The following is a 23,485-nucleotide window of genomic DNA, read 5'->3' as shown; positions in this document are numbered from 1 at the left end:
ATGGATGTAAAAAACAAAATAATTGAGGAAATTAGAAAAATTTATGATCCTGAATTACCAGTGAACATATATGAACTTGGTTTAATTTATGATATACAGGTAAATGGTCGTAAGGCTGAAATTAAGATGACATTAACTACACCGAATTGTCCCGTTGCAGAAAGTTTACCAAAAGAGGTAAAAGAGGGTGCAATGCAAGTAGAGGGAATAGATGATGTAAATCTTGAATTGGTTTGGGATCCTCCTTGGAATAAAGATATGATGTCAGATGCAGCGAAATTGGAGTTAAACTTATAATGAACCCTATTATTAAATTAAGTGATAATGCAGCTTTAAGAATTAAAGAAATAATGTCTAATGCTGAAAAAAATGCGATAGGTGTAAGAGTTTCTGTAAAATCAGGTGGTTGTGCAGGTATGTCATACGTAATGGAATATTCAAAAGAGGTAAATCCTAATGATGAGTTGATCGAGGATAAAGGAGTAAAAGTTTATATTGATTCGGCGGCAGTTATGTATCTTCTGGGCACTGAGATGGATTATAAAAAGGAGGATTTTTCATCATCATTTGTCTTCAATAACCCCAATGAAACCGAGCGTTGTGGCTGCGGAGAGTCTTTTAAAGTATAATCCCATTTTGAACATACCAGAGTTGCAATAAACGCATAGATTGATAATATCTCCCTATGAACATCTTTGAAATCAGAAATTTGCAAAACAGCGAAAACAGAAAAGAGAAGAGAAAAACTTTTTTAAGATCTCTTATAAAGTCTGTTGATACTGGAGCAAATGGAACACTGGATTACATTGTTAAAAAAGGTTCTGGCAAAAACAAAATTGCTAAAACCAGACAATAAAAATTAACAACTGTAATACATCTCAAACTCTATTGGATGAGGTGTGTGTTCAAAATTGTGTATTTCCTCAAACTTCAATGCAATATAAGCATCTATTTGATCATCAGTAAATACATTACCTTGTTTTAAGAAATCTCTGTCTTTATCAAGACTTTCCATTGCTTCTCTTAAAGATCCACAAACAGTTGGAATTTTCTTAACTTCATCTTCTGATAAAGCATAAAGATCTTTATCAAATGATTTACCTGGATCAATTTTATTCTTAATTCCATCTAAACCAGCCATTAACATTGCAGAGAAAGTTAAATATGGATTACCAGCAGCATCACCAAATCTAATTTCACATCTAGCTGCTTTTTTACTTAAAGTGATAGGAATTCTACATGATGCTGATCTGTTTCTAGCTGAATAAGCTAATAAAACTGGAGCTTCAAATCCTGGAATTAGTCTTTTGTAACTGTTCGTTGTAGCATTAGAAAAAGCATTTATTGCTTTTGCATGTTTTAAAATTCCACCTATGTAGTGTAAAGCTGTATCAGATAAACCTGCATATTTATCGCCTGAAAATAACGCAGTATCACCTTTCCAAATCGATTGGTGAACGTGCATACCTGAACCATTATCACCTTTAACAGGTTTAGGCATGAAAGTAGCTGTCTTACCAAACGAGTTAGAAACCATGTGAACAGCATATTTATAAAGCTGTAAGTTGTCCGCTTGATCAACTAGAGTTCCAAAATACATTCCAAGCTCGTGTTGGCTAGGTGCAACTTCATGGTGGTGTTTTTCAACTTTAATTCCCATTTCTTTCATAGCTTTAAGATATTCACTTCTCATATCTTGTTCACTATCAACAGGCGGAACAGGGAAATAACCACCTTTAATTCCTGGTCTGTGACCCATGTTTCCGTTTTCGTATTCTCTTCCTGAATTGTAAGGACCTTCCTTACTATCTATTTTAAATCCGGTTTCATTCATGTCATTTTTGAATCTTACATCATCAAAAACAAAAAATTCAGCCTCAGGACCAAAAAATGCTTTATCTCCGATTCCTGAACTTTTTAAGTAAGCCTCAGCTTTTTTAGCTGTTCCTCTTGGATCTCTCTCATAAGGATCTTTTTTAATTGCATCTAAAACATCGCAAAAAAGATTTAATGTATTATGAGATGTGAATGGATCTACGATCGCTCTAGAATTATCTGGCTTAAGGATCATGTCAGACTCATTAATAGCTTTCCAGCCAGCTATGGAAGAACCGTCAAAAAAGATTCCTTCGTTCAACATATCTTCATCCACCATTTTCGCATCCATGGTTACATGTTGAAGTTTACCTCTTGGATCAGTAAATCTTAGATCTACGTACTCAATATCTTTATCTTTAATAGTCTTTAACACATCACTTGAACTCATAATCTCTCCTTTATAATACTGGTCGTTGTAATAACAAAAAAAGACTGATAGATAATGCTCTTTTAGTTGATATCACCTATGCATTTTTTACATAAGTTTAATAGGTAATCTGCAAATTGACTAACAATTAAAAGTTGAATAATGAGTTTATTAGACAAAGAGCCAGTCCAAAGAGTTGAAAAAATCCTTAAGGATTTTGATGAGTCTCAAAATATAATTGTTTTAGAAACCTCTGCTAGGACTGCCCTAGAGGCAGCTTCATCTTTAGGTTGTGAAGTAGGGGCAATTGTAAAAAGTTTACTCTTTAAAACTGAGAATAGTTACACTTTATGCTTGGTTGCAGGTGATAAAAGGGCTTCATTAAACAGGATTAAGAAGGCACTTAAAATAAAGGATGCATCTATGGCCTCATCTGAAGATGTAAAAAATATTACAGGTTATACAATTGGAGGAGTTTCACCCATTGGTCATTTAAAAAAGATTGAAATTTTAATAGATAAATCTTTAAGTAGATTTAATTTGTTGTTTGCTGCTGCTGGTCATCCAAACTGCGTATTTAAAATAGATTTTACAAATTTAAAAAAAATTACAAATGGAATTACTGAAGAGATTACCGAATGAGACAAGCTAAAATTACAGATTACCTTTTATTAATTTTGCTTGCATTAATTTGGGCTTCTGCCTTTTTTAATATTAAAATTGCAACATACTCATATGGTCCAGTTACCATCGCATTTTTAAGAGTTTTTTTTGGAGCTATTCCAGTTTTATTACTTTGTTATTATAAAAATATAAAAATAGAAGCATTCTCAAAAGATTGGCATTGGTTTGCTATGATTGGATTTATAAACTTAGTAGCACCTTTTTATTTGATTGCTTATGGAGTTCAATCAGTTCAAAGTAACTTAGCAGCAATTTTAATGTCAACAACACCTTTAAGCTCAACTGTGCTAGGTCATTTTTATACAACTAATGAAAAGTTTAATTTTATTAAAACATTTGGAATTTTAATAGGGTTTTCAGGAATACTATATTTATTTTCAGATAATTTGTTAATCGATGAAAATAATTTTTTATCTGCTCTATTAATTCTCTTAGGCTCAACTTGTTATGTAATTGGTGGTGTACTAACTTTAAAAATTAGTAAGAAAAAAAATGAAAACGTAACAGGATCTATATTAATTTGGGCTACAATTATTTTGATACCACTCGTCAGTTTTATAGAACAGCCTTGGAATTTAACACCAAGATTAGACTCGACCATTTCCGTTATTTATTTAGGTCTTGTTTCAACAGGTATTGCTTGGTTGTTACGATTTAGAATTTTAGTTAATAATGGTTTAATTTTCCAATCACAAGTTTCATATCTAATTCCAATTTTTGGAACAATTTTAAGTTATATATTTCTAAAAGAATTAATTACCACAAAAGTATTAATTTCTTTAATCGCTGTTTCAGTTGGAATTTATTTTGTAAGAAAAGCTGATTACAAAAAAACTATTTAAGTTTAGAAAAAGCTTTAATATGTAAAGGAGTAGTTTCACAACAACCACCAATAATTGTAGCCCCCGCATCTTTGAATTTTTTTGCAAATTCTAACATTTTTTCCGGAGTTAAATCTCTTCTTACTCCAAGAAATTCATTTGGATTTCCTGTTTTGCTTTTATTGTATGCTCCAGTATAATTTGGTTTTGGATTAGTTCTCACAAAACCATTTAGTTTGAAACCAAATGGAATATTTAAGCTTTTTATTTCTTTAAGATTTAAATCATAATTTTCTGGGGAAATACATGATAAAATTATTCCTAGTAATTTTTCATGATTAATTTTGTTAATAATTTCAGAAATTTTTTCACCACTAGGTAAGTTTGTACCCTCTGATATATGAGCTCCAATTAAATATGGTTTATCAAATTCTTTTATACTTTCTATAGCAATTTTAAATTCTCTTACACTGCTTAAAACATCAAAATAGAAAAAATCAATATACGGGTTTAATAGCTTTGCTTGACTATAAAAATTATCCTCTATTTCTTTTTCTGATCTTGTATCAGCCTCGTAAGTTAAATATTGTGGCGGCAATCCACCAGCAACAAGAGTTTTAGGATATCGTTTTTTTGCTTTTTGAGCTATTTCACCTGCTTTGATATTTAAATAATCGTATTTATCTTCAACATTATTATCTTTTAATCTTATTTTTCTAGTTGTGAATGTAGTCGTTACAATTACCTCAGCACCAGACTTGATAAAGTCTAAATGTGTATCCAATAATAACTGATGATATTTTTCATGAAGTAACGCATTCGCACTCCACAAAGTTCCATTAGGCTCCATACCTCTTGCAAGTAATTCTTGGCCCATACCACCATCTAAAATTCTTGTTTGTTTGAAAAAATTTAAATCCATAAAATCCTCACTTTTTTAGTGCTTTAGCTTTATGCAAGGCGCACAATATAGTTCAAATGCCTACAGATTGATTATTATGGGATTCCGTTTTAGCAGTTAATGCCCGCAATAGGATCAAATCGGCAAGACCTTTATACTTAATTTTAATTAAAAATCTTTATTAATTATACCTACAAATATTAATTAATTTTCTATAGATACAACATATAGTATTTTGTTCAATTATAAGTAGTAAATAAAATTTTATAAAAATAGACACCACCCTCATTTACGAGTTTAATTGGCTATGGCTACTAAAAGAAAAAAAAAAGCTAAGCCAAAAACCAATAAAAAAAAATCTAAATTGGTTAAATCTTCTAGAAAAAAAATAAGAGCGAAAAAAAAAATTAGGACAAAAAAGTCTGCGACTAAGAAGCGTTCTAAAAAATCTAGAAAAAATAATAAGCTTAAAAAAACAAAAAAAACAAGAGGAGTAAAAAAAATGAGTGCAGAAGCTATGAAAGTGTCATCTGTATTAGATACTTCTCATTTGAAAGTAAAATTCCCGTTTAAAGCAAAATACGGGAACTACATTAACGGTAAGTTTGTAGAACCAAAATCTGGAAAGTATTTTGATAATACATCTCCGATTTCAAATGAAGTAATCTGTTCAGTTGCACGATCAAATGAAAAAGACGTAGATGCAGCATTAGATGCAGCTCACGCAGCTTTCCCAACTTGGGGTAAAACCTCAATTACGGAAAGATCAAACATTCTTCTTAAAATTGCAGATGTCATTGAGAAAAATCTTAATGTATTAGCAACAGCTGAATGTTTAGATAATGGTAAGCCAATAAGAGAATGTATGGCTGCTGATTTACCACTAGTAATAGATCATTGGAGATATTTTGCTGGAGTAATCAGAGCAGAGGAAGGTTCAGTTGCTGAAATCAGTAACAGTGAATATTCTTATCACATTCCTGAACCACTAGGTGTAGTTGGACAAATTATACCATGGAACTTTCCATTACTAATGGCAACTTGGAAACTTGCTCCAGCTTTAGCAGCAGGAAACTGTGTAGTGCTAAAACCAGCTGAGCAAACACCAGCATCAATCATGTTACTTATGGAACTAATTGGAGATTTATTACCTCCAGGAGTAGTTAACGTAGTAAGTGGCTTTGGTTTAGAAGCTGGAAAACCACTAGCATCATCAAAAAGAATCAAAAAGATTGCTTTCACTGGTGAAACAACAACTGGTAGATTGATTATGCAATATGCATCTCAAAACTTAATACCAATTACGTTAGAGCTGGGTGGAAAATCTCCTAATATTTTCTTTGAAGACGTCATGGCAAAAGATGATGACTTCTTAGATAAATGCTTAGAAGGTTTTGCAATGTTCACATTAAACCAAGGTGAAGTTTGTACTTGTCCAAGCAGAGTACTAGTTCAAGAGTCTATCTATGATAAGTTCATGGAGAAGGCTATTGCTAGAACAAAAGCTGTAAAACAAGACAATCCTTTGAAAATGGAAACAATGATTGGAGCACAAGCATCATTAGAACAAATGGAAAAAATCAAATCTTATCTAGATTTAGGTAAGAAAGAAGGTGCTAAAGTTCTATGTGGTGGAAATGTTGCAAAAATCAATAGTGGTTTAGAAAAAGGAAACTACATTGAACCAACTATTTTTGAGGGTAATAACTCAATGCGTATCTTCCAAGAAGAAATTTTTGGACCAGTTGTATCAGTAACTAAGTTTAAAGATGAGGCAGAAGCATTACAAATTGCTAATGACACACTTTATGGTTTAGGTGCTGGTGTTTGGACTAGAAATGGAAATATCGCTTACAGAATGGGTAGAGAAATACAAGCTGGTAGAGTATGGACTAACTGTTACCATGCTTATCCTGCACATGCTGCATTCGGTGGATACAAACAATCTGGTATCGGAAGAGAAACACATAAAATGATGCTTAACCACTACAGACAAGTGAAGAATCTTCACGTGTCTTACAGTGAAAAGAAATTAGGCTTCTTTTAAAAACAATCTAATATATAATGGTCCGTGAGGAATCACGGGCCATATTTTTTATGAAAGTAAAAGCAACAAGTTCAGCACTAAAATTGATTGAAGAGCTTAAAGCTCAACATGGTGAAGAGCTATTATTCCATCAGTCTGGTGGATGTTGTGATGGAAGTGCGCCAATGTGTTATCCTAGAAATGAGTATATGGTTGGTTCTAGCGATGTGAAACTTGGAGAAATTGGAGGAGTGCCTTTTTACATGAACGATGACCAATATGAAAAATGGAAACATACTGATTTGACAATAGATGCTGTTAATGGCATTGGTGGAATGTTTTCATTAGATAATGGTACTGGAAAAAGATTTTTGACAAAATCTGAGATTTGTCTGGTTGTAGATAACGACCCAAAGAAAAATTAATTATTCATTAATTTTTTATGTCTGTTTACTTAAGTTCTCAAAAAATCATTAAAGATTGGATAGATTATAATGATCATATGAACGTATCATATTATCTTTTGATCTTTGATAAATATGGAGCAGACACTTTAAATAATATATTCAAAATGGGAGAGCACTCAGCAAAAACAACTGGCAAAAGCACCATGATTGTAGAGTCAAATATTACTTACAATCAAGAGCTCAAAGTTGATGATGAGGTTGATGTTAATTTAGTTTATTTTGATCACGACAAAAAAAGACTGCAATATAAAATGGAAATGATTCATAAAGAAAAAAAGTTTCTCGCATCAACTATAGAAGTTCTCGCTTTATATGTTGACCTAAATAGTAGAAAAGTTTCTGAGTTTGAAGATGAAAAAGTAAAAATTATGGATGATTATATCCAAAAATATTCTTCAGAATTTAATAACAAAAATCTTAAATTTTCCTCAAAATTAAAAAAAAATTAATATAACTCCCAGTCCGCAGCTGGAAGTTATACCAAAAGATTATTGACCCGGGGCTTTGTAACCAATTTTACTAGCTTTTGTTGTAGCTTTTGTAAAGTCAATTGCCTCAAGCATTGTCAAATTTCTTACAGCTCCAGATGCTTCAACAACCAATTTAATTGCTGCAAAATCATCAAAACTTGGAACGTCAGTAACAACTACAAAATCATAAGAACCTCTAACGATATCCATGCTATGCATTTTTCCACCCATAGCTTTTGTTAATTGTTCTACAACAGCTTTTCTATCACTTGTTGGATCTTTTAAAAAACCCTGAAAAGCTTTTTCAGTGTAGTTACCCATTATATATGCTTTCATCTTGAACTCCTTTTTTTAATAAGAGTATCATCTAATCAGAGATAATTAATGTGTAAAAATTACATAGTAGACACAACTTATAGTAATGCTAAATTGAATTTATGTACGAAAAATTTGGACAATTTATCAACGGTAAATGGCAAAAATCATCAGATGGAGGAACTTACGAAGTAATTAATCCAGCAAATGAAGAAGTTTTGGGAAAAGCCTCTAAAGCTACGCCTGAGGATGTTGATAGAGCATTAAAGTCTGCTGCAAAAGGATTAGAAGTCTGGAAAAAAACTGCTCCTTGGCAAAGATCTTACATCATCAGAAGAATAGCAGACAAAATGAGAGAGAAACAAGATGTGCTTGCTAAATGGATGACATTAGAAGTTGGAAAACCTTTCGCAGAAGCTAAAGGTGAAGTAGGAGGTGCTGCAGATATTTTTGAATGGAATGCCGAAGAAACAAAAAGAATTTATGGACAAACTGTTGAAAGTAGATTTGAGGATACAAGAGTACATGTTTACTATCAGCCAGTTGGTGTTGTTGCAGCATTAACACCTTGGAATTTTCCTGCAGTATTATCTGCTAGAAAAATTTCAACTGCATTAGCTGCTGGCTGTTCTGTTATAGTTAAACCCGATGTAATAACTCCAGGAATTGTAATGGAGATGGTTGATATATGCAGAGAATGTGGTGTCCCACCAGGCGTAGTGAATCTTTTATCAGGTGATCCACCAAGTATCGCTCAACAATTGATAGCTTCAGATATAGTTAAAAAAATTTCTATAACCGGGTCATCTAGAGTTGGAAAGCTAATATTGAAACAAGCTGCAGATAAAGTTCAAAGAGTAACAATGGAGTTGTCAGGTCATTCGCCTTTTATTGTATTTGATGATGCTGATGTAAAAAAAGCAGCTGATATAGCAATTGCTGCTAAATTTAGAAACAATGGTCAAGTTTGTATATCGCCAAACAGATTTTATATTCACGAAAGAAAAAAGGACGAATTTGTAAATTTATTTATTGAGAAAACAAAAAAATTGAAAATAGGTGACGGTATGGATCCCTTAACTCAATTAGGTCCATTAACCACAAAAAAGAGGCTAAACGAAATAGAGGAATTAGTTGAAAAAACTAAAGAAGAAGGTGCAAAAGTTTTATTAGGTGGAAAAAGACCCTCAGGGTTTAATAAAGGTTTTTATTATGAACCTACAATATTTGATGACGTAAAAGATGATTTTACGATAATGAAACAAGAGCCTTTTGGGCCATTGGTTCCAATGTTATCATTTAAATCTTTCGATGATGTAATTAAAAGAGCTAATAATCATGAGCTTGGTTTATGTAGTTATGTATGTACCAACTCAATGGAGACAGCACATCTTGCATCAGAACAATTAGAGACAGGTTCAGTCGCTGTTAACACACCTATGGTAGCTATTGCTGAAGCACCTTTTGGAGGAATTAAACAAAGTGGTTATGGACGTGAAGGTGGGTCAATGGCAATAAAAGATTATCTAAACATTAAATATACTCATCTTGGAATTAAAGGTTAATTGATGAAACTTTTAAGGGTTGGTGAGTATGGTAATGAAATACCTGCAATTATTGACAATCAAAATAATTTTCGAAATTTATCAAATATTTTAAAAGATTTTACACCAGAGAATTTGAATTTTGAAAATTTAGATAAAATAAAAAAGCTAGATTTAAATTCTCTTCCATTGATTGAAAGCACCATAAGAATTGGACCATGTGTAATAAAACCAGCAAATTTTATCGCGATAGGTTTGAATTATAAGGCTCATGCTGAGGAAACAAATTCTGATGCTCCAAAAGAGCCAATTGTTTTTAATAAATCTCCAAATTGTATTGTCGGACCAAATGATAATATTGTAATACCAAAAAATTCAAAGTCTTTAGATCACGAAGTTGAAATTGCAATGATTATTGGAAGTAAAGCTAAACACGTTAAAGAGAATGAAGCTCAGAAACATGTGCTAGGTTATTGTATTTGTAATGATATAAGTGAGAGGGAATGGCAAAAAGATAGAGGTGGTCAATGGGTAAAAGGTAAATCTGGAGACACTTTTGGTCCATTGGGTCCGTATTTGGTAACAAAGGATGAAATTGATAATCTATTTAATTTAAATTTATCTTTAGATCTTAATGGAAAAAGAAGACAAACAGGAAATACCAGTTTAATGATATTTAATTTTAATTTCTTAATTTCACATATCAGTCAATTTATAACTTTAATGCCAGGTGATATTATCACAACAGGCACACCTGCAGGAGTGGGGATGGGAATGAATCCACCAGATTATTTAAAAGATGGTGATGAAATGATTTTAAAAGTAGACAATCTTGGGGAACAAAAATTGAAGGTCGTTAAAGAAAAGTAATGATTGAATTAATTATTGCATTTGGAGCTGGATTGATAAGTTTTTTATCACCATGCGTTTTACCACTCATACCTGGTTATATTTCTTATATTTCTGGAAGTTCTATAGATGAACTTGTTGATAAAAAGAACATCAATTTATTTCCAATTATTCTATTTACAGTTGGCTTTTCTTTAGTCTTTATAACTTTTGGAGCAGCTTCAACTTTTCTTGGACAAATTTTTCTGGAGAATTCTAATGAATTAAGAATAGCCGCAGGACTAGTTATAATAATCTTATCGCTTCATATAATTGGAATAATAAATTTAAAATTTTTAAATTATGAAAAGAGAATTCAAACAAATATTAACAAAAGTGTATTTAGCCCAATATTAATAGGAATGGCATTTGCATTTGGTTGGACACCATGTATTGGACCTATTTTAGGATCTATTTTAGTTTTAGCTGCAACTGAGGAAAGTTTAAGCCAAGGAATATTATTGTTATCTTTTTATTCTATTGGATTAGCTATTCCGTTTATTTTATCAGGTTATTTAATACAAAGGTTCCTGATCTTTTCAAAAAATTTTAGAAAGAATATTAATTTAGTATCAAAAATAGGTGGAATAATTCTACTAATTACTGGTATTTTTATATTAACTAATCAATTGCAAGCCTTGGGATATTATTTGTTAAATATTTTTCCATTCTTACAAAATTTTGGGTAAATTAGATTATGAAAATTTATCAAATAGATTCTAGTGCTAGAAAAGATGGTTCAACTTCAAGAGCTTTAGCAAAAAAACTTTTAGATAAAATAAAAAAACCTGATGATGAAGTTATTTATAGAGATCTAAATGATGAAATGGTTTTTGTGTCTAATTTAACAGAGTCAGGGATGAAAATAGATCCAAAAGATCAAACAGAGACACATAAAAAAATGTTCAAACTTTCAGATACACTTGTAAAAGAATTAAAAGAGAGTGATATTATAATTATTTCTGCCCCAATTTATAATTATGGACCTCCAGCAACTTTAAAAGCCTGGACGGATCTTGCAGCAAGAGTAGGAGAAACTTTTAGATTTAAACCCAATGGAAGAAGGGAAGGGTTACTAAAAAATAAGAAAGCTTATTTAGTAATTACCTCGGGTGGGACAAAGCTAAATAGCAATGAGGATTTTCTAACTCCTTGGTTGAAGTTTATTTTAAATTTTTTTGGCATAGAAAGGGTAGAGGTAGTAAGTGCTGATCAAATGTCGCTAGATTATGAAAAATCAATCAAAGAGGCCGAGAAACAGATAGAAAATTTATCCTAATAATTAAATTTTCTTTTTAAATGTTTAAGCCTTCCCTCAGTACTATCATAATCAATATAACATCCCTGAAGAAAACGATTTCCCTCATTAGCATCATAAGTGGTTCTGCCATGCAATAACCTATAGTTATCCATCATTAACAGATCACCTGGAAGAAGCTTAAATTCTATTCTATAATTTTTTGAATTATAAAGTTCAGATATTTTTTTTCTTGCAGAATAAAATAATTCTAGTTTTTCTTTATCAATTAATGGGACAAAATCTAATCTTGGACTAAAACGTACTTGTTTGAAATTGCTGTTTTCATCTAACTGAATCATTTCAGCCCAATCCTCTAAAATCACACTTTCATCAATAAATTGAAAACGTATTTTTACCTCAGTTAAAATTTTATAATATTCTGGAAAATCTTTTTTAAGTTTTTCAGAAACAGTATATCCATCAACTAGAGTTGATAAACCTCCAGTAACTTCATTTTCTATACAATGAAGCATTTGAATACATGGCACAGGATTTCTATATGGATTATCAGTATGAGGAGCCAAAGGCAAAGAGGTGTAAGCTAAGTCATTTGGATTTGGTTTTGATTTTACATTAAAGAATTCACCAAAGTTTGTACGTCTCACACTTCCTATAGAATTTGCAAAGTTTATAATAAAATTATTTTTTGTTGGAACATTTTTAAAAATTACAAAGCCATATTGATAAAAATTAATCAAGGCTTTGTACATTTCATCGGTTTCAAATAAATTTTCTTTGAATTTGAAAGTATTTTGATCTTTAAATGAGGAGTCCCATTTTATTTTTTCAATTTGTTTAACATCATTAATATTTGAAAATTCTTTAAAAATATCAACTATAGCAATTTTTGTTGAAGCCCCGTCATTGAATTTAATTTCTAAAAAATTACTATTTAAGCTTAAATCTTTGATTTGAATGTTTTCTGGTAATTGAGTTGGATCAAATAATCTTTGTTGAGTAGACTTATCAACAAAGTTTTCTCCGTTAACTCTTTCTCTAAGCCAAAATGGGTGGATCTCTTTTTTATGACCCTTATTTTCAAAAAATACTTTGTTATCTTTTAACTCTAATTTCATCTATTTTTAAATCATTATTTAAAATTTTACTTTAATCAATAGTAATAAAATAGTATTAGAGCGTTGTGCAAATTTTAAAATCATCAGATTATAAACTTTATTCTAAGTTCATTGAAAGTTTAGCTAAGAAATTAACTAGATTTTATTACTCTAAATTAAACAAACCCTTTAAAGTATCGAATAAACTTAGAAGCGGTTATGACCCTGTAACAACTGCCGACAAGGCTTTTGAACGATTCATCAGAAATGAGATTAAAAAAAAGTTTCCAAATCACCAAATTATAGGTGAAGAATTCGGCCATAAAAAAACTAAGAGTGATTATTCATGGGTTATAGATCCCATAGATGGAACTCGATCATTTGTGATAGGAAATCCAACTTGGAGTAATTTGATATCTTTAAATTATAAAGGTAACCCAGTCGTAGGTCTTGCTAATTTTCCAATTCTTAAAAAGTTTTACTTTAATACCTCATTTAATTCTGCGTATGTTTCAGAAAATGGAAAGAAAAAGAAAATACTTGTTAACCAAAAAGCAACTTATTCTAAAATGAAATTGTCTGCAGCTTTTCATGGTAGCCTGTCATTAAATAAACAAAAAAAAATTCCTCAAATTTTAAAAAGAATGCAATTTCCCTGTTCGGATGCTTTAAGTTATTCTCATTTTGCCGAAGGTAAACTTGATGTTGTTATTCAATGTGGAAATAAAATTTGGGATATTCATGCTTTAATACCTATTATTGAGGCTGCAAAAGGAATTGTCTCGACTTGGAAAAATGATGATGCCAAGAAAGCTGGAAATATTATTTGTTCAGCTAATAACAATTTACATAAAAAAATGCTTAAAATTTTAAAACCAGTTTCTAGCTAGTTTTACCCAAAGTATTTAAAAGAATTACACCAATAATTATTAAACTTATTCCAATAATCCCATAAAGGTTTGGAATTTGCTGATATTTAAAAACACCAAACAGTGTTACTGCAGTAATTGTTAAACCTCCATATGTTGCGTATGTAAAACCAACTGGGATAATATTCATAGCTTTAGATAAACAAAAAATACAAGCAACTATAGATATTATACAAAAAATAGTTGGCCCAATTATTGTAAATCCATTAGTTGATTTTAAAAAACCATTTGAAGTTATTCCAAGAAGGATCGCTAAAGCTAAAAAGATATAACCAGATAAATTTGCCATAAATTATCCTGTTTTACCCAGCAGATTAACAATTAAGACTCCTGATATAATTAATATCAAACCAATGATTGTGAATAGATCAGGCACTTGATTGAATTTATATATTCCAACAATTGAAGTCGCTACTATGCATAAACCAGCAAAAGATGCGTAGGTAATACCAACAGGTATAGTTTTCATCACTATTGAAAGAGTAAACATGCAACCAATTATTGTGATTGCAGTAATTAAACTAGGAACTAACAATGTGAAACCATTTGCACTTTTTGCAAAACTATTTGCTGCAGTTCCTAATATGACAGCAAGTATAAGAATTAGAAAAGCTATAACGTTACTCACAAATAAAAGATATTCTTATTTGGTAATTTTATCTACAAATTTTTTAATCGGGGGACCTACAAGAAGGGCAGCAATTATTGCAATTGGAAGACTTACTGACCATGCTTTAAAAAAACGGTCGACATAGCCGTTATCCATTCCAGTATTTATATAAGTAATTATTAGTGTCATTAAAAGACTCATTCCAAATCCCATGACTAATATAAATAAAAGATTAGAATATTTTTTTGGAAACATTTTTAAATACTTTGTTTCTGCAATTCAATTTGAAGCTTTTCCATCATAATCATAGGAGACTTCATAAACGGATGAACTTTATGAGCTTCAATGTAACTATCAATAGCTTTTTGATAGTTTTTTAAAGCTGTTTGAACTAAACCTTGGCCCGTTAATGCCCCGAAATGTCTTTTTTCTATCTTAAGTACCTTGTCAATATCAGCTTGTGATAGCTCGTATTTACCCATTAAATATAATACTGTTGCTCTTTTATTCCAAGCCTCTGCCCAATTAGGATCAAGTTTAATTACTTCACTAAATTTATCATATGCAGCATCAAGTTTATTATCCATCATTGCAGATGAACCATCAGCTAATAACTTTGTTAAATTATTTTTAGTTGGGTGAGTAGTCCAAAGATCCCAAATTTTATCCTCTATTTCTTTTGAATTTTCAAAATTTAAAGCATTTTTTAATTGAACAAATAATTCGTCAATTTCCTTTTTTTTATCATCAGCAAATAAAGAGGATGAAAATAAGAAAAAAATAAAAATGAATGAAATTTTTTTCACTTACTTAGACATTGGAGTAGCGCCAGTTTCTAAACTAACAATTTTTCCGTCTTTATATCTATAAACCGCCATTACAGCTTCAACATTTCCGTCATTAAATGTAACAAAAGAATGGTGTACGCCAACTTCATCATTTTCATATACAACCCTAGTTTTATCTTGATTGATATCTCCACTCATTGCCCATTTTATAACATCAGCTTTTCCTAAAGAATTTCCAGATTTATGCATTGTGAATTTAAAATCATCATGCAAAAGTTCATTCATTGTTGCCTCATCTTTTTTATCTATTGCATCAGTATATCTTTTTAATATCGACATTTTATTACTCCTTATGTGTATATTTTATCAGCTAAACCGTAGCATAAAATTGCACTCATAACTGTAAATACAAATGGTGCAATAACACCTTCATTTGTAGTTTTCTCGTTAACTCCTGTTTTATTTATTTTGATAGAATAAAAATTACATAAAAAAATACAAAGATTATTTATAAAAACTAAATTTAAGAATCCCCATGTATTTTCCAAACCTCCAGGTCTTATAAAACCTACATAGATTGACATTAAAAATACAGCAAGCATAAATGCTCCTGCCATTCTAATCATTATTGCTCCACTTGGATCTATACCAAATCTTTCCATGAAGCTTTTAGTGCCAAAAATAGTTTGAAATGCGTAAACACCGACACCAATAAAATGAACTAAGTAAATTATTAAATAAAATATCCCATTAAATTTTTCTAACATTTTTTCTCCATTTTTAATAAGAGTCTGACTCTTCACATATAATAATTGTACTTTTTGGATCTGTGGCTGCTCTTCTATGAGTAACAATATTTTGATGTGCTTCAGAATTATACCAACCTAATGCCTTTTCTTTGTTTGGAAATTCCATCACAACTGTAAGGGTGGGCTCATCTCCTTCTAAGACTAATTTATTTGGAGTTCTTACAAGAAACTTTCCATCAAAAGGCTTCAGTGTGTCTGCAACTTTACTTGCATATTCTTTTGCAAACATATCTGGATTTATAACTTTTGGAACTGCTACTAAGTATGCTTTTGGCATTTTATCTCCTTTGTTAAATTAATATAAAGTTTGAACTACTTTTTTCACTCTTTCAGCTCCATTAGGAACTAAAGCTTCAACAAATGTATGACATTTGTCAGTTTTAGCTTTGTCGTATTTGGAACCGTAATGTTTATCTACTGCTTTGTTTACTCCAGCATCCCAATCTTTTTCTGGAATACCTATTTCAAGAGCATAGGTTTTTAAAACTTTAACAGTTGAAATGGATTTTTCTTTCATTCCGTACTCAAATTTTTCGCCTGATGGAAGAAAGTAGTTAGCCATATAAATACCAACACAATCCCATGCTTTTGATTTATCTTTGTCACTCATTCCTGCATTTGCAGATGTAAAAATGAAAAAAGATAAAACTATTATAATTTTTTTCATAATTACTCGACGTTAAATAATATTATTATAAAAATGTAACTGTTTTGTTACATGCCTGGTATGCGTTATTATAACCATCTAGGAATAGGGAGGTTTTTTTCCTTTAAAAAAGATTTATTAAACATCTTTGAGTTGTATTTATCTGATCTATCACAAAGAATTGTTACAATTGTTTTTCCTGGACCTAGCTCTTTTCCTAATCTAATTGCACCTGCAATATTTACTCCGCAACTAGTTCCTAAACTTAATCCCTCATGCTGTATTAAATCATAAAGCACGGGTAAAGACTCTTGATCACTGATTGAAAAAGCACCATCAATTTTAGCTTCAGCAAAGTTTTTAGTTATTCTGCTTGAACCAATACCTTCAGTTATTGATCCACCCTCAGCTTTAAGTTCACCATTCATAATATGATTATAGAGTGCAGAGCCTGTTGGATCTGATAAATAAATTTTAATATTCTTATTTTTTTCTTTTAGAAATTTACTTACACCACCGATGGTGCCTCCGGTTCCTGACGCACAGACAAAGCCATCTACTTTACCATCAGTTTGTTCCCAAATTTCTGGTCCAGTCGTTTCGTAATGACCTTTTGCATTAGCAGTGTTATCAAATTGGTTTGCCCAAACTACACCCTTGTTATTTGTACTTTTTAATTCTTCAGCAAGACGACCCGCAACTTTTACATAGTTACCATCGTCTTTGTATGGCTTAGGTGGTACTAGTCTAAGATCTGCACCAATATTTTTTAAAGTATCTTTTTTTTCTTGGGTTTGGTTGTCATTCATTACAATAATCGTCTTATAACCTAAGGAATTTCCTAAAAGACATAAACCTATCCCAGTATTACCCGCAGTACCTTCAACAACAATTCCACCCTCTGAGATTAGTTTCTTTTCTTGTGCATCTTTTATTAGTGCTAGGGCAGCTCTATCTTTTACAGATCCACCTGGATTTAGGTACTCCGCTTTTCCATAAATATTACATCCAGTGATCTCAGAGGCTGCTTTTAATTTTATTAATGGTGTATTGCCAACCGACTCGATAAAATTATTTTTTATTTGTGACATTAATCTTTATCTTTATCAGTAACAGCATATGGTTGAAATCCTTTTGTAGCATCACCAACTCTTGTTGCTGGAATTCCTACCATTATTGATTTCTCAGGAACATTTTTAGTAACCACTGCGTTTGCACCTATTAAGGAATTTTTACCAATTGTTATTGGTCCTAAAATTTGTGCACCAGATCCGACAACAACATTATCTTCTAAAGTTGGGTGTCTTTTAGTATTTCTTTGATCATTAGTATTTATACTTGGAGCAATTCCACCTAATGTAACATTATGATAAATAGTAACGTTATTTCCAATCTCAGACGTCTCCCCGATAACAACTCCCATACCGTGATCAATAAATAAATTTTTTCCAATCTTTGCCTTTGGATGAATTTCTATTCCTGTTAAAAATCTTGAAAATTGAGAAATGATTCTTGCAACTAAATCAAATTTTGCTATTGCAAAAAAATTTGCAATTTTATGAAAAAAAATAGCCTTAATCCCTGGATAAGTTAAGATAAGACTTAACTTAGATTTTGCCGCAGGATCTCTGTCTATTATAGATTGTAAAAAATCAGTCATATAATTTTGTCAGCTTGATAAAAATAGTTAATGTCTATATAGTGCTTCTAATTAGTTTTTAAAGGAGAAAGATATGAAAAAAATAATAGCATCAATAGCATTTGTTCTTTATACAACATCAGCATTTTCTTATTCTTGCCCAATGCTTTGGGGAGAAGTGGATGAACTTTTAAAAACTGCAAAAGATAGCGGTAAAACAGCAGCTCAAATTAAAGAAGTTCAGACATTAAGAGATGAAGGTAAAAAAGCACATGATGAGGGTAATCATGAAATGTCAGAAATCATTTTAAACAAAGCTTTAGCGATCTTGAAAGGTTAGAAACAAAAATAAGGAGAAATAATGTACAAAAATACTAATTGTTTTCATCTAGCAATCCCATGCGGAGATCTAGAAACAGCAAAAAAGTTTTATAGTGAAACTTTGGGCTGTCGACTTGATAATTCAGCACAAGAGTGGGCTGATGTTGACTTTTGGGGAAATGAATTAACTCTCCATGCAAGTGAGCATAAACTAGATAACGAGAGACACGATGTAGATATGGGTAACGTTTCTGTTCCACACTTTGGAGTTCATTTATCAAGAAAAGATTTTGATACTTTAAAAAATAGATTGAAAGAAAAAGGTGCAAAGTACTACGATGAGCCTTATCTTAGATTTAAAGGAACAAAATACGAGCAAGAAACATTTTTTGTAAAAGATCCTAACGAAAATATTCTAGAGATTAAAACTTTAACAGCTAATCCAGAATAATTTCAGTTTAGATGGAATACCTGGTATTAGGTTTTATTACCGGGCTTAGCTTAATTCTAGCGATTGGTGCACAAAATATCTTTGTAATAGAGCAAGGGCTTAAAAAACAGTATGTTTTTTTAGTCTGTTTAATTTGTTCCTGCTCAGACCTAATTTTAATATTTTCAGGCATTCTGTTATTCCACTTTTTTCATCAATATTTTAATATATTTGTAGAGCTAACTTTAAATATCTGTTTAATAATTTTTTTAATTTATTTCATATATTCAAAAATTAAATCTTTTAGTGTTATTGTTAATTTCAATATTGAAAAAAAAGAGACCACTAGTGCTAAGATTATATTAAAGACACTTGGTTTCACTTACCTAAATGCTCATGTTTATTCCGATACAGTTTTCTTTTTAGGAAATTTCTCAAAAAATTTTTTATTTGATGAAAAAATTTATTTTGGTATTGGCGCTTCTGTAGCATCTTTCATATTTTTCTTTTTACTGGGTTATTCATCAGTGTATTTTTCAAGATATGCTCAAAGTGATAAAACATGGAAATATATTAATGGCTTTATTATCACCTTCATGTCTTTGCTGACAATTTATATAATTAAAGAAACGGCATATTTTCTTTAGTAAAGTAGCATATTTGAATGACAATTATAACGCATGTTAAAATCTCTGTTAGTAATTATTTTACAATTATGAATGAGTTAAATAAACACTTTCAACCAAAAAATTTTAGTGACAAGGTTGCTTTATCTTTTACTAAATTTTTAAGATTACTGGCGGACACTTTTTTTAAAAAAAGATATGGCCATAGAGCTGTTGTATTAGAAACAGTTGCTGCAGTGCCAGGAATGGTAGCCGGAATGTTACTACACTTAAAATCACTTAGAAAAATTGAGGACGATAAAGGTTGGATAAAAACTTTACTAGATGAAGCTGAAAATGAACGAATGCATTTAATGACTTTTATACATGTTGCAAAACCAACTACTCTGGAAAGGTTTATAATAATGGTAGCTCAATTTATATTTATTGTAACTTACGCCATTATATATCTAATCTCTCAAAGAACTGCTCATAGGATTGTTGGATATTTTGAAGAAGAGGCGGTAATTAGTTATACTGAGTATTTAAATGAACTTGAAGCAGGAACTATTCCAGATCAACCAGCTCCTCTTATTGCTATAAATTATTGGAATTTACCACTTCATGCGACGCTTAAAGATGTTGTTAGAGTTATAAGAGATGATGAGGCAGGTCATAGAGATGTAAATCATAAATTTGCTGATTTAATTAATTTGAAGAAATCAAAACTAGCTTACAAAAAAAACAAAGCTAGAGAAAAAAGTGTTGAAGAAAAAAGCGCTGACAAAATTTTGAATTAATTTATTTTAGATGATACTAAGAAGAAAGTTTTTAAAATTGTTAGGTCTCTCTATACTTTTTGTGTCATTACCTTATCAATTCTTAAAATCAGCTACAAAAAAAATTATTAATCCTGATCTGACTAAAACTCAAAAAGATATAATGTTTAATGAGGGCACTGAAAGACCATTTACCAGTGAATTACTCAAAGAAAAAAGAGACGGATTTTATCATTGTGCAAATTGTGGAGCAAAGTTATTTTCATCAAAAGCAAAATTCGATAGTGGAACGGGTTGGCCTTCTTTTTCTGAAGCTTTGCCAGGTGCTTTTAAAACCAAGATTGATTATTCTTTTGGAATGAAAAGAATTGAATATCATTGTGCAAACTGTGGTGCACATCATGGCCACGTTTTTTTAGATGGACCTACTGCTACTGGAAAAAGATTTTGTAATAATGGATTGTGTTTAATTTTTGTACCAGAGGATTAATTAGAAAAACCATATTTTCTAAGTCTTACATCTCCTGTTCTTGCATGAGCTTCCATTCCCTCATATCTAGAAATTCTAGCTGCAGCAGCACCAACTAATTTAGTAGACTCTTTTGTCATTCTTTGAAAGCTTAAAGTTTTAATAAATTTTCCAACAAATAATCCACCCGTGTATCTTCCTGCACCTTTAGTTGGTAAGATATGATTTGTACCAGAACATTTGTCTCCGTATGCAACAGTTGTTTCTTCACCCACAAACAATGATCCATAATTTGTTAATCTTTCATGAAACCATTCTAGGTTTTCGGTCTGTACTTCTAAATGTTCAGGTGCATATTCGTCACTAATTTTCACTATTTCTTCATCAGTGTCACAAAGAATTACTTCACCATAATCTCTCCAGGCTGCTTCAGCACTTGTTCTCGGAACTTCTGGAAGTTCTGCAATTAATTCTGGAACTCTTTTCATCACTTTTTCAGCTAATTCTTTACTAGTTGTATAAAGCCAACATGGTGAGTTATATCCATGCTCTGCTTGTCCTACTAAATCTACCGCAACAATTTCTGGATCAGCTTTAGCATCAGCTATAATTCCAATTTCAGTTGGTCCAGCAAATAAATCAATACCAACTTTTCCATACAAAATTCTTTTAGCCTCAGCTACAAATTGATTTCCTGGTCCAACTATAATATCTGCTGGAGGATTTTTAAATAATCCATTAGTCATTGCTGCAATTGCAGGAACTCCACCTAAATTTAAAATAACATCAGCACCGCAAAGATCAGCTGTATATATAATAGTAGGATGGGCACCTATACCTTCTTTAGGAGGACTACATGCAATAATATTTTTAACACCAGCAACTTTCGCTGTCGTTACACTCATTACAGCAGAAGCAATGTGAGCATATCTTCCACCTGGGATGTAGCAACCTGCTGTATTAACAGGCACTAATTTTTGACCTGCATACAAACCATCAGAAAGTTCTACCTCAAAATCTTTACCATAATTTTTAAGTTGTGCTTCAGCAAATTTTCTAACCCTTTCAAATGAAAATTGAATATCATCTTTGGTTTTTTGATCTAACGTTTTTTTAATTTCCTCAATTTTATCTTTTGATACTATGATTTCCCCATCATACATGTCGAATTTTTTAGTTAAATCGATGCAGCCTTTTTCTTTTGTTGTTTCGATATTTTTTAACAAATCTTGAACTATTCCTGTTGTCTTATTATCGTCAGTGGACGAAGTTTTTGGAGACTTTTTTAAATAAGTAATAGCCATTAATATATTTTTATAATTGATGAATTATTTAAGACAAATTCAATTTTATTGCAAACAAACATTTAATCTAGTGCAACAACAGCTGCAGCTATTGATGCTAGTCTAGCAGGTGCTTCATCAGAGCGGCTAGTAATTACCACAGGCACTTTGCCACCTACAACTACTCCTGCAGCACATGCACCACTAAAATATATTAACATCTTAACCAATGCATTACCTGTCTCAACACTGGGCACTAATAAAACATCAGCAATTCCAGCAACATCGTTTTTGATACCTTTAATAGTTGCAGATTTTTTTGATATGCTATTGTCAAAAGCCAAAGGCCCAAATACATCGGCATTTAAATTTTCTTTTTTTGCAAGATTTGTAATTTCTTCAGCTTCTTTAGAACTTGGCACACTATCCAAAATTTCTTCTGTGGCAGACAATACTGCAATTTTTGGTCTTTCAATTCCAATTCTATGAGAAAAATTAATTACATTTTTTAAGATATGCATTTTGGTTTTTACATTTGGTAACACATTTAAAGCACCATCAGTAATTATAAGAGGTTTATCGTCTTTTCCTAACGTCATATGCCAGATATGACTTAACCTTGTTTTTCCCAACAAGTTATATTCTCTTTTTAAAACCTCTTTCATTAAAATATCTGTATGTATATGTCCTTTGACTATAATTCTTATTTTTCCTTCGCTAGCGAGTTTTGCAGCTATACCTGCAGTATTATTTTCAACTGGTTCATTAATAATTTTATATTTAGAAATATCCCACTTTAAGTCTTTTGCACATTTTAGAATTTCTTTTTCATCTCCTATAAAAATCGGATCAATTAAATTTTCTTTGACTGCATCTCGAACTGATAACATTGGTAATGGTTTCCCAGCATTTACAATTCCAGCTTTAACTCCTTTATTCTTTAGAGTAGCATTTAATAGATTATTTGGAACAATAATTTCTTTATTTGAAAGCATATTTAATTTTAAATTATCTTTTTTTATAAATTATCCAAGGCGAAAGATCTTCATATAAAAAATAATTATTTAATATAAATTTATCGGCATTTGGTGCATTACCTCTACTTTTGAACCAATTAACTTTGGATGAATAAAGAACATAAGTTGGATTAAAATATTTTAATTCGTTGATAAAGTTATTTTCTGTCCAATTTTTGATTATATGAGCATTTACATAATATTTTGTGCAAGTAGGTTTGTTAACTAAGTAAGGTATTGCATTATCATCAGTAAACTGTTGAACACAATTTTCATCTTTAACTAAATTTTTGTAAGTCTCAAGAAAATTATGATAATCATTATCTAAAAATTCTTTATCATCAATTTTTGTTATTTTATAAAAGCTTTTATTAGAATTTAAGATATTAAAAATATTTGAATAATTATTCTTAAAAAAAAATATAAAACATATTAAGGTTATTGA

Annotated in this window: 35 protein-coding genes and 1 riboswitch; of the genes, 18 read left to right on the top strand and 17 right to left on the bottom strand. The window is 30.9% G+C overall.

The window, feature by feature from the left end; all coding sequences use genetic code 11:
• Genes ACTT9C_RS00175 through ACTT9C_RS00165 form a run of 3 tightly spaced genes read left to right on the top strand, consistent with a single transcriptional unit; the run spans nucleotide 1 to nucleotide 856 of the window.
• Nucleotides 1–297, top strand: a complete 297-nt coding sequence (locus tag ACTT9C_RS00175; RefSeq protein WP_440922490.1) for an iron-sulfur cluster assembly protein — start codon at nucleotides 1–3, stop codon at nucleotides 295–297.
• A complete protein-coding gene (locus ACTT9C_RS00170) occupies nucleotides 297–629 on the top strand; it encodes a HesB/IscA family protein (protein WP_440922489.1) in 333 nt (110 codons plus the stop codon). Before ACTT9C_RS00175 ends, ACTT9C_RS00170 begins: the two co-directional genes overlap by 1 nt.
• 56 nt (nucleotides 630–685) lie before the next feature.
• Nucleotides 686–856, top strand: a complete 171-nt coding sequence (locus tag ACTT9C_RS00165; RefSeq protein ID WP_440922488.1) for a hypothetical protein — start codon at nucleotides 686–688, stop codon at nucleotides 854–856.
• 3 nt (nucleotides 857–859) lie between these two features.
• Here ACTT9C_RS00165 and glnA read toward each other — a convergent pair whose 3' ends face one another.
• Nucleotides 860–2,266, bottom strand: coding sequence for a type I glutamate--ammonia ligase (gene glnA, locus ACTT9C_RS00160; protein ID WP_440922487.1), 1,407 nt, complete (start codon nucleotides 2,264–2,266; stop codon nucleotides 860–862).
• A gap of 141 nt (nucleotides 2,267–2,407) precedes the next feature.
• On the opposite strand from glnA, the gene ACTT9C_RS00155 reads away from it, so the two are divergent.
• On the top strand, nucleotides 2,408–2,887 hold the full coding sequence (locus ACTT9C_RS00155; RefSeq protein ID WP_440922486.1) for a YbaK/EbsC family protein: 480 nt from the start codon (nucleotides 2,408–2,410) through the stop codon (nucleotides 2,885–2,887).
• Nucleotides 2,884–3,771 (top strand): DMT family transporter, encoded by an 888-nt coding sequence (locus tag ACTT9C_RS00150; RefSeq protein ID WP_440922485.1) that lies wholly within the window; start codon nucleotides 2,884–2,886, stop codon nucleotides 3,769–3,771. Before ACTT9C_RS00155 ends, ACTT9C_RS00150 begins: the two co-directional genes overlap by 4 nt.
• Here the strand turns inward: ACTT9C_RS00150 and ACTT9C_RS00145 are convergent.
• Entirely contained in the window at nucleotides 3,764–4,672 is a 909-nt protein-coding gene (locus tag ACTT9C_RS00145) for a homocysteine S-methyltransferase family protein (protein WP_440922484.1), read from the bottom strand. The genes ACTT9C_RS00150 and ACTT9C_RS00145 overlap by 8 nt on opposite strands.
• Before the next feature lie 7 nt (nucleotides 4,673–4,679).
• Nucleotides 4,680–4,743, bottom strand: a riboswitch (SAM riboswitch).
• Between the two features lie 425 nt (nucleotides 4,744–5,168).
• Here ACTT9C_RS00145 and ACTT9C_RS00140 point away from each other — a divergent pair.
• The 3 genes from ACTT9C_RS00140 to ACTT9C_RS00130 are packed head-to-tail and all read left to right on the top strand — an operon-like array spanning nucleotide 5,169 to nucleotide 7,593.
• Entirely contained in the window at nucleotides 5,169–6,698 is a 1,530-nt protein-coding gene (locus tag ACTT9C_RS00140) for an aldehyde dehydrogenase family protein (protein WP_440923109.1), read from the top strand.
• Nucleotides 6,699–6,748: 50 nt separating this feature from the next.
• Complete coding sequence (locus ACTT9C_RS00135; RefSeq protein WP_440922483.1) at nucleotides 6,749–7,102, top strand: DUF779 domain-containing protein; 354 nt, start codon at nucleotides 6,749–6,751, stop codon at nucleotides 7,100–7,102.
• Between the two features lie 17 nt (nucleotides 7,103–7,119).
• Nucleotides 7,120–7,593 carry a thioesterase family protein gene (locus ACTT9C_RS00130; RefSeq protein ID WP_440922482.1) on the top strand — a complete coding sequence of 158 codons (474 nt, stop codon included), beginning with the start codon at nucleotides 7,120–7,122 and terminating at the stop codon, nucleotides 7,591–7,593.
• Nucleotides 7,594–7,632: 39 nt separating this feature from the next.
• On the opposite strand, the gene ACTT9C_RS00125 is transcribed toward ACTT9C_RS00130, so the two are convergent.
• A complete protein-coding gene (locus ACTT9C_RS00125; protein ID WP_440922481.1) occupies nucleotides 7,633–7,950 on the bottom strand; it encodes a GYD domain-containing protein in 318 nt (105 codons plus the stop codon).
• 101 nt (nucleotides 7,951–8,051) lie between these two features.
• Between ACTT9C_RS00125 and ACTT9C_RS00120 the strand changes: the two genes are divergently transcribed.
• The 4 genes from ACTT9C_RS00120 to ACTT9C_RS00105 are packed head-to-tail and all read left to right on the top strand — an operon-like array spanning nucleotide 8,052 to nucleotide 11,640.
• Nucleotides 8,052–9,494 (top strand): NAD-dependent succinate-semialdehyde dehydrogenase, encoded by a 1,443-nt coding sequence (locus ACTT9C_RS00120; RefSeq protein WP_440922480.1) that lies wholly within the window; start codon nucleotides 8,052–8,054, stop codon nucleotides 9,492–9,494.
• Between the two features lie 3 nt (nucleotides 9,495–9,497).
• The gene (locus ACTT9C_RS00115) at nucleotides 9,498–10,343 is read left to right on the top strand and encodes a fumarylacetoacetate hydrolase family protein (protein WP_440922479.1); all 846 of its coding nucleotides are present in this window, start codon (nucleotides 9,498–9,500) and stop codon (nucleotides 10,341–10,343) included.
• The gene (locus ACTT9C_RS00110) at nucleotides 10,343–11,050 is read left to right on the top strand and encodes a cytochrome c biogenesis CcdA family protein (RefSeq protein WP_440922478.1); all 708 of its coding nucleotides are present in this window, start codon (nucleotides 10,343–10,345) and stop codon (nucleotides 11,048–11,050) included. The genes ACTT9C_RS00115 and ACTT9C_RS00110 overlap by 1 nt, the downstream gene beginning before the upstream one ends.
• An 8-nt stretch (nucleotides 11,051–11,058) precedes the next feature.
• A complete protein-coding gene (locus tag ACTT9C_RS00105; RefSeq protein WP_440922477.1) occupies nucleotides 11,059–11,640 on the top strand; it encodes an FMN-dependent NADH-azoreductase in 582 nt (193 codons plus the stop codon).
• Here ACTT9C_RS00105 and ACTT9C_RS00100 read toward each other — a convergent pair.
• On the bottom strand, nucleotides 11,637–12,737 hold the full coding sequence (locus ACTT9C_RS00100) for a TauD/TfdA family dioxygenase (protein ID WP_440922476.1): 1,101 nt from the start codon (nucleotides 12,735–12,737) through the stop codon (nucleotides 11,637–11,639). The genes ACTT9C_RS00105 and ACTT9C_RS00100 overlap by 4 nt on opposite strands.
• 65 nt (nucleotides 12,738–12,802) lie before the next feature.
• Between ACTT9C_RS00100 and ACTT9C_RS00095 the strand changes: the two genes are divergently transcribed.
• Nucleotides 12,803–13,606 (top strand): inositol monophosphatase family protein, encoded by an 804-nt coding sequence (locus ACTT9C_RS00095; protein ID WP_440922475.1) that lies wholly within the window; start codon nucleotides 12,803–12,805, stop codon nucleotides 13,604–13,606.
• Here the strand turns inward: ACTT9C_RS00095 and ACTT9C_RS00090 are convergent.
• The 10 genes from ACTT9C_RS00090 to epsC form a co-directional block, all read right to left on the bottom strand.
• Nucleotides 13,599–13,934, bottom strand: coding sequence for a DMT family transporter (locus ACTT9C_RS00090; RefSeq protein WP_440922474.1), 336 nt, complete (start codon nucleotides 13,932–13,934; stop codon nucleotides 13,599–13,601). The genes ACTT9C_RS00095 and ACTT9C_RS00090 overlap by 8 nt on opposite strands.
• A 3-nt stretch (nucleotides 13,935–13,937) precedes the next feature.
• Nucleotides 13,938–14,273 carry a DMT family transporter gene (locus ACTT9C_RS00085; RefSeq protein ID WP_085148528.1) on the bottom strand — a complete coding sequence of 112 codons (336 nt, stop codon included), beginning with the start codon at nucleotides 14,271–14,273 and terminating at the stop codon, nucleotides 13,938–13,940.
• A gap of 15 nt (nucleotides 14,274–14,288) precedes the next feature.
• A complete protein-coding gene (locus ACTT9C_RS00080) occupies nucleotides 14,289–14,510 on the bottom strand; it encodes a DUF2798 domain-containing protein (protein WP_440922473.1) in 222 nt (73 codons plus the stop codon).
• A 2-nt stretch (nucleotides 14,511–14,512) separates the two neighbouring features.
• On the bottom strand, nucleotides 14,513–15,061 hold the full coding sequence (locus ACTT9C_RS00075) for a tetratricopeptide repeat protein (protein WP_440922472.1): 549 nt from the start codon (nucleotides 15,059–15,061) through the stop codon (nucleotides 14,513–14,515).
• The gene (locus ACTT9C_RS00070; protein ID WP_440922471.1) at nucleotides 15,062–15,382 is read right to left on the bottom strand and encodes a nuclear transport factor 2 family protein; all 321 of its coding nucleotides are present in this window, start codon (nucleotides 15,380–15,382) and stop codon (nucleotides 15,062–15,064) included.
• An 11-nt stretch (nucleotides 15,383–15,393) separates the two neighbouring features.
• On the bottom strand, nucleotides 15,394–15,810 hold the full coding sequence (locus ACTT9C_RS00065; protein ID WP_440922470.1) for a hypothetical protein: 417 nt from the start codon (nucleotides 15,808–15,810) through the stop codon (nucleotides 15,394–15,396).
• Between the two features lie 13 nt (nucleotides 15,811–15,823).
• Nucleotides 15,824–16,129: a DUF1330 domain-containing protein gene (locus ACTT9C_RS00060; RefSeq protein ID WP_440922469.1), complete on the bottom strand. Its 306-nt coding sequence runs from the start codon at nucleotides 16,127–16,129 to the stop codon at nucleotides 15,824–15,826.
• Between the two features lie 18 nt (nucleotides 16,130–16,147).
• A complete protein-coding gene (locus ACTT9C_RS00055; RefSeq protein ID WP_440922468.1) occupies nucleotides 16,148–16,519 on the bottom strand; it encodes a hypothetical protein in 372 nt (123 codons plus the stop codon).
• A gap of 68 nt (nucleotides 16,520–16,587) precedes the next feature.
• Nucleotides 16,588–17,589: a cysteine synthase A gene (locus ACTT9C_RS00050; RefSeq protein WP_440922467.1), complete on the bottom strand. Its 1,002-nt coding sequence runs from the start codon at nucleotides 17,587–17,589 to the stop codon at nucleotides 16,588–16,590.
• Complete coding sequence (epsC, locus tag ACTT9C_RS00045) at nucleotides 17,589–18,158, bottom strand: serine O-acetyltransferase EpsC (RefSeq protein WP_440922466.1); 570 nt, start codon at nucleotides 18,156–18,158, stop codon at nucleotides 17,589–17,591. The genes ACTT9C_RS00050 and epsC overlap by 1 nt, the downstream gene beginning before the upstream one ends.
• 73 nt (nucleotides 18,159–18,231) lie before the next feature.
• Between epsC and ACTT9C_RS00040 the strand changes: the two genes are divergently transcribed.
• The 5 genes from ACTT9C_RS00040 (at nucleotide 18,232) to msrB (ending at nucleotide 20,762) form a co-directional block, all read left to right on the top strand.
• Nucleotides 18,232–18,477, top strand: coding sequence for a hypothetical protein (locus tag ACTT9C_RS00040; protein ID WP_440922465.1), 246 nt, complete (start codon nucleotides 18,232–18,234; stop codon nucleotides 18,475–18,477).
• Between the two features lie 21 nt (nucleotides 18,478–18,498).
• Complete coding sequence (locus ACTT9C_RS00035) at nucleotides 18,499–18,909, top strand: VOC family protein (protein ID WP_440922464.1); 411 nt, start codon at nucleotides 18,499–18,501, stop codon at nucleotides 18,907–18,909.
• An 11-nt stretch (nucleotides 18,910–18,920) separates the two neighbouring features.
• Nucleotides 18,921–19,535: a LysE/ArgO family amino acid transporter gene (locus tag ACTT9C_RS00030; protein WP_440922463.1), complete on the top strand. Its 615-nt coding sequence runs from the start codon at nucleotides 18,921–18,923 to the stop codon at nucleotides 19,533–19,535.
• 68 nt (nucleotides 19,536–19,603) lie between these two features.
• Nucleotides 19,604–20,293: an alternative oxidase gene (locus ACTT9C_RS00025; protein WP_440923108.1), complete on the top strand. Its 690-nt coding sequence runs from the start codon at nucleotides 19,604–19,606 to the stop codon at nucleotides 20,291–20,293.
• A gap of 10 nt (nucleotides 20,294–20,303) precedes the next feature.
• Entirely contained in the window at nucleotides 20,304–20,762 is a 459-nt protein-coding gene (gene msrB, locus ACTT9C_RS00020; RefSeq protein ID WP_440922462.1) for a peptide-methionine (R)-S-oxide reductase MsrB, read from the top strand.
• On the opposite strand, the gene hisD is transcribed toward msrB, so the two are convergent.
• The 3 genes from hisD to ACTT9C_RS00005 all read right to left on the bottom strand — a co-directional run.
• Entirely contained in the window at nucleotides 20,759–22,045 is a 1,287-nt protein-coding gene (gene hisD, locus ACTT9C_RS00015; protein WP_440922461.1) for a histidinol dehydrogenase, read from the bottom strand. The two genes, msrB and hisD, sit on opposite strands and share 4 nt — an antisense overlap.
• Before the next feature lie 62 nt (nucleotides 22,046–22,107).
• On the bottom strand, nucleotides 22,108–23,019 hold the full coding sequence (locus ACTT9C_RS00010) for a bifunctional enoyl-CoA hydratase/phosphate acetyltransferase (protein WP_440922460.1): 912 nt from the start codon (nucleotides 23,017–23,019) through the stop codon (nucleotides 22,108–22,110).
• Nucleotides 23,020–23,032: 13 nt separating this feature from the next.
• Nucleotides 23,033–23,485: hypothetical protein (locus ACTT9C_RS00005; protein WP_440922459.1), on the bottom strand; the 453-nt coding region annotated here is incomplete at its 5' end.

Origin of the sequence: Candidatus Pelagibacter sp. (assembly GCF_052049575.1) — a bacterium.
In the GTDB taxonomy this organism is placed as follows: Bacteria; Pseudomonadota; Alphaproteobacteria; order Pelagibacterales; family Pelagibacteraceae; genus Pelagibacter.
The sequence above is the reverse complement of the archived record's forward strand: the minus strand, read 5'-3'. Positions and strand labels throughout refer to the sequence as shown.

What these genes read in the sequence shown, in the direction of transcription:
- ACTT9C_RS00175 (WP_440922490.1), top strand. Translation starts at nt 1, where the DNA reads ATGGATGTAAAAAACAAAATAATTGAGGAAATTAGAAAAATTTATGAT.
- ACTT9C_RS00170 (WP_440922489.1), top strand. Translation starts at nt 297, where the DNA reads ATGAACCCTATTATTAAATTAAGTGATAATGCAGCTTTAAGAATTAAA.
- ACTT9C_RS00165 (WP_440922488.1), top strand. Translation starts at nt 686, where the DNA reads ATGAACATCTTTGAAATCAGAAATTTGCAAAACAGCGAAAACAGAAAA.
- glnA (WP_440922487.1), bottom strand. Translation starts at nt 2,266, where the DNA reads ATGAGTTCAAGTGATGTGTTAAAGACTATTAAAGATAAAGATATTGAG.
- ACTT9C_RS00155 (WP_440922486.1), top strand. Translation starts at nt 2,408, where the DNA reads ATGAGTTTATTAGACAAAGAGCCAGTCCAAAGAGTTGAAAAAATCCTT.
- ACTT9C_RS00150 (WP_440922485.1), top strand. Translation starts at nt 2,884, where the DNA reads ATGAGACAAGCTAAAATTACAGATTACCTTTTATTAATTTTGCTTGCA.
- ACTT9C_RS00145 (WP_440922484.1), bottom strand. Translation starts at nt 4,672, where the DNA reads ATGGATTTAAATTTTTTCAAACAAACAAGAATTTTAGATGGTGGTATG.
- ACTT9C_RS00140 (WP_440923109.1), top strand. Translation starts at nt 5,169, where the DNA reads ATGAAAGTGTCATCTGTATTAGATACTTCTCATTTGAAAGTAAAATTC.
- ACTT9C_RS00135 (WP_440922483.1), top strand. Translation starts at nt 6,749, where the DNA reads ATGAAAGTAAAAGCAACAAGTTCAGCACTAAAATTGATTGAAGAGCTT.
- ACTT9C_RS00130 (WP_440922482.1), top strand. Translation starts at nt 7,120, where the DNA reads ATGTCTGTTTACTTAAGTTCTCAAAAAATCATTAAAGATTGGATAGAT.
- ACTT9C_RS00125 (WP_440922481.1), bottom strand. Translation starts at nt 7,950, where the DNA reads ATGAAAGCATATATAATGGGTAACTACACTGAAAAAGCTTTTCAGGGT.
- ACTT9C_RS00120 (WP_440922480.1), top strand. Translation starts at nt 8,052, where the DNA reads ATGTACGAAAAATTTGGACAATTTATCAACGGTAAATGGCAAAAATCA.
- ACTT9C_RS00115 (WP_440922479.1), top strand. Translation starts at nt 9,498, where the DNA reads ATGAAACTTTTAAGGGTTGGTGAGTATGGTAATGAAATACCTGCAATT.
- ACTT9C_RS00110 (WP_440922478.1), top strand. Translation starts at nt 10,343, where the DNA reads ATGATTGAATTAATTATTGCATTTGGAGCTGGATTGATAAGTTTTTTA.
- ACTT9C_RS00105 (WP_440922477.1), top strand. Translation starts at nt 11,059, where the DNA reads ATGAAAATTTATCAAATAGATTCTAGTGCTAGAAAAGATGGTTCAACT.
- ACTT9C_RS00100 (WP_440922476.1), bottom strand. Translation starts at nt 12,737, where the DNA reads ATGAAATTAGAGTTAAAAGATAACAAAGTATTTTTTGAAAATAAGGGT.
- ACTT9C_RS00090 (WP_440922474.1), bottom strand. Translation starts at nt 13,934, where the DNA reads ATGGCAAATTTATCTGGTTATATCTTTTTAGCTTTAGCGATCCTTCTT.
- ACTT9C_RS00080 (WP_440922473.1), bottom strand. Translation starts at nt 14,510, where the DNA reads ATGTTTCCAAAAAAATATTCTAATCTTTTATTTATATTAGTCATGGGA.
- ACTT9C_RS00070 (WP_440922471.1), bottom strand. Translation starts at nt 15,382, where the DNA reads ATGTCGATATTAAAAAGATATACTGATGCAATAGATAAAAAAGATGAG.
- ACTT9C_RS00065 (WP_440922470.1), bottom strand. Translation starts at nt 15,810, where the DNA reads ATGTTAGAAAAATTTAATGGGATATTTTATTTAATAATTTACTTAGTT.
- ACTT9C_RS00060 (WP_440922469.1), bottom strand. Translation starts at nt 16,129, where the DNA reads ATGCCAAAAGCATACTTAGTAGCAGTTCCAAAAGTTATAAATCCAGAT.
- ACTT9C_RS00055 (WP_440922468.1), bottom strand. Translation starts at nt 16,519, where the DNA reads ATGAAAAAAATTATAATAGTTTTATCTTTTTTCATTTTTACATCTGCA.
- ACTT9C_RS00050 (WP_440922467.1), bottom strand. Translation starts at nt 17,589, where the DNA reads ATGTCACAAATAAAAAATAATTTTATCGAGTCGGTTGGCAATACACCA.
- epsC (WP_440922466.1), bottom strand. Translation starts at nt 18,158, where the DNA reads ATGACTGATTTTTTACAATCTATAATAGACAGAGATCCTGCGGCAAAA.
- ACTT9C_RS00040 (WP_440922465.1), top strand. Translation starts at nt 18,232, where the DNA reads ATGAAAAAAATAATAGCATCAATAGCATTTGTTCTTTATACAACATCA.
- ACTT9C_RS00035 (WP_440922464.1), top strand. Translation starts at nt 18,499, where the DNA reads ATGTACAAAAATACTAATTGTTTTCATCTAGCAATCCCATGCGGAGAT.
- ACTT9C_RS00030 (WP_440922463.1), top strand. Translation starts at nt 18,921, where the DNA reads ATGGAATACCTGGTATTAGGTTTTATTACCGGGCTTAGCTTAATTCTA.
- ACTT9C_RS00025 (WP_440923108.1), top strand. Translation starts at nt 19,604, where the DNA reads ATGAATGAGTTAAATAAACACTTTCAACCAAAAAATTTTAGTGACAAG.
- msrB (WP_440922462.1), top strand. Translation starts at nt 20,304, where the DNA reads ATGATACTAAGAAGAAAGTTTTTAAAATTGTTAGGTCTCTCTATACTT.
- hisD (WP_440922461.1), bottom strand. Translation starts at nt 22,045, where the DNA reads ATGGCTATTACTTATTTAAAAAAGTCTCCAAAAACTTCGTCCACTGAC.
- ACTT9C_RS00010 (WP_440922460.1), bottom strand. Translation starts at nt 23,019, where the DNA reads ATGCTTTCAAATAAAGAAATTATTGTTCCAAATAATCTATTAAATGCT.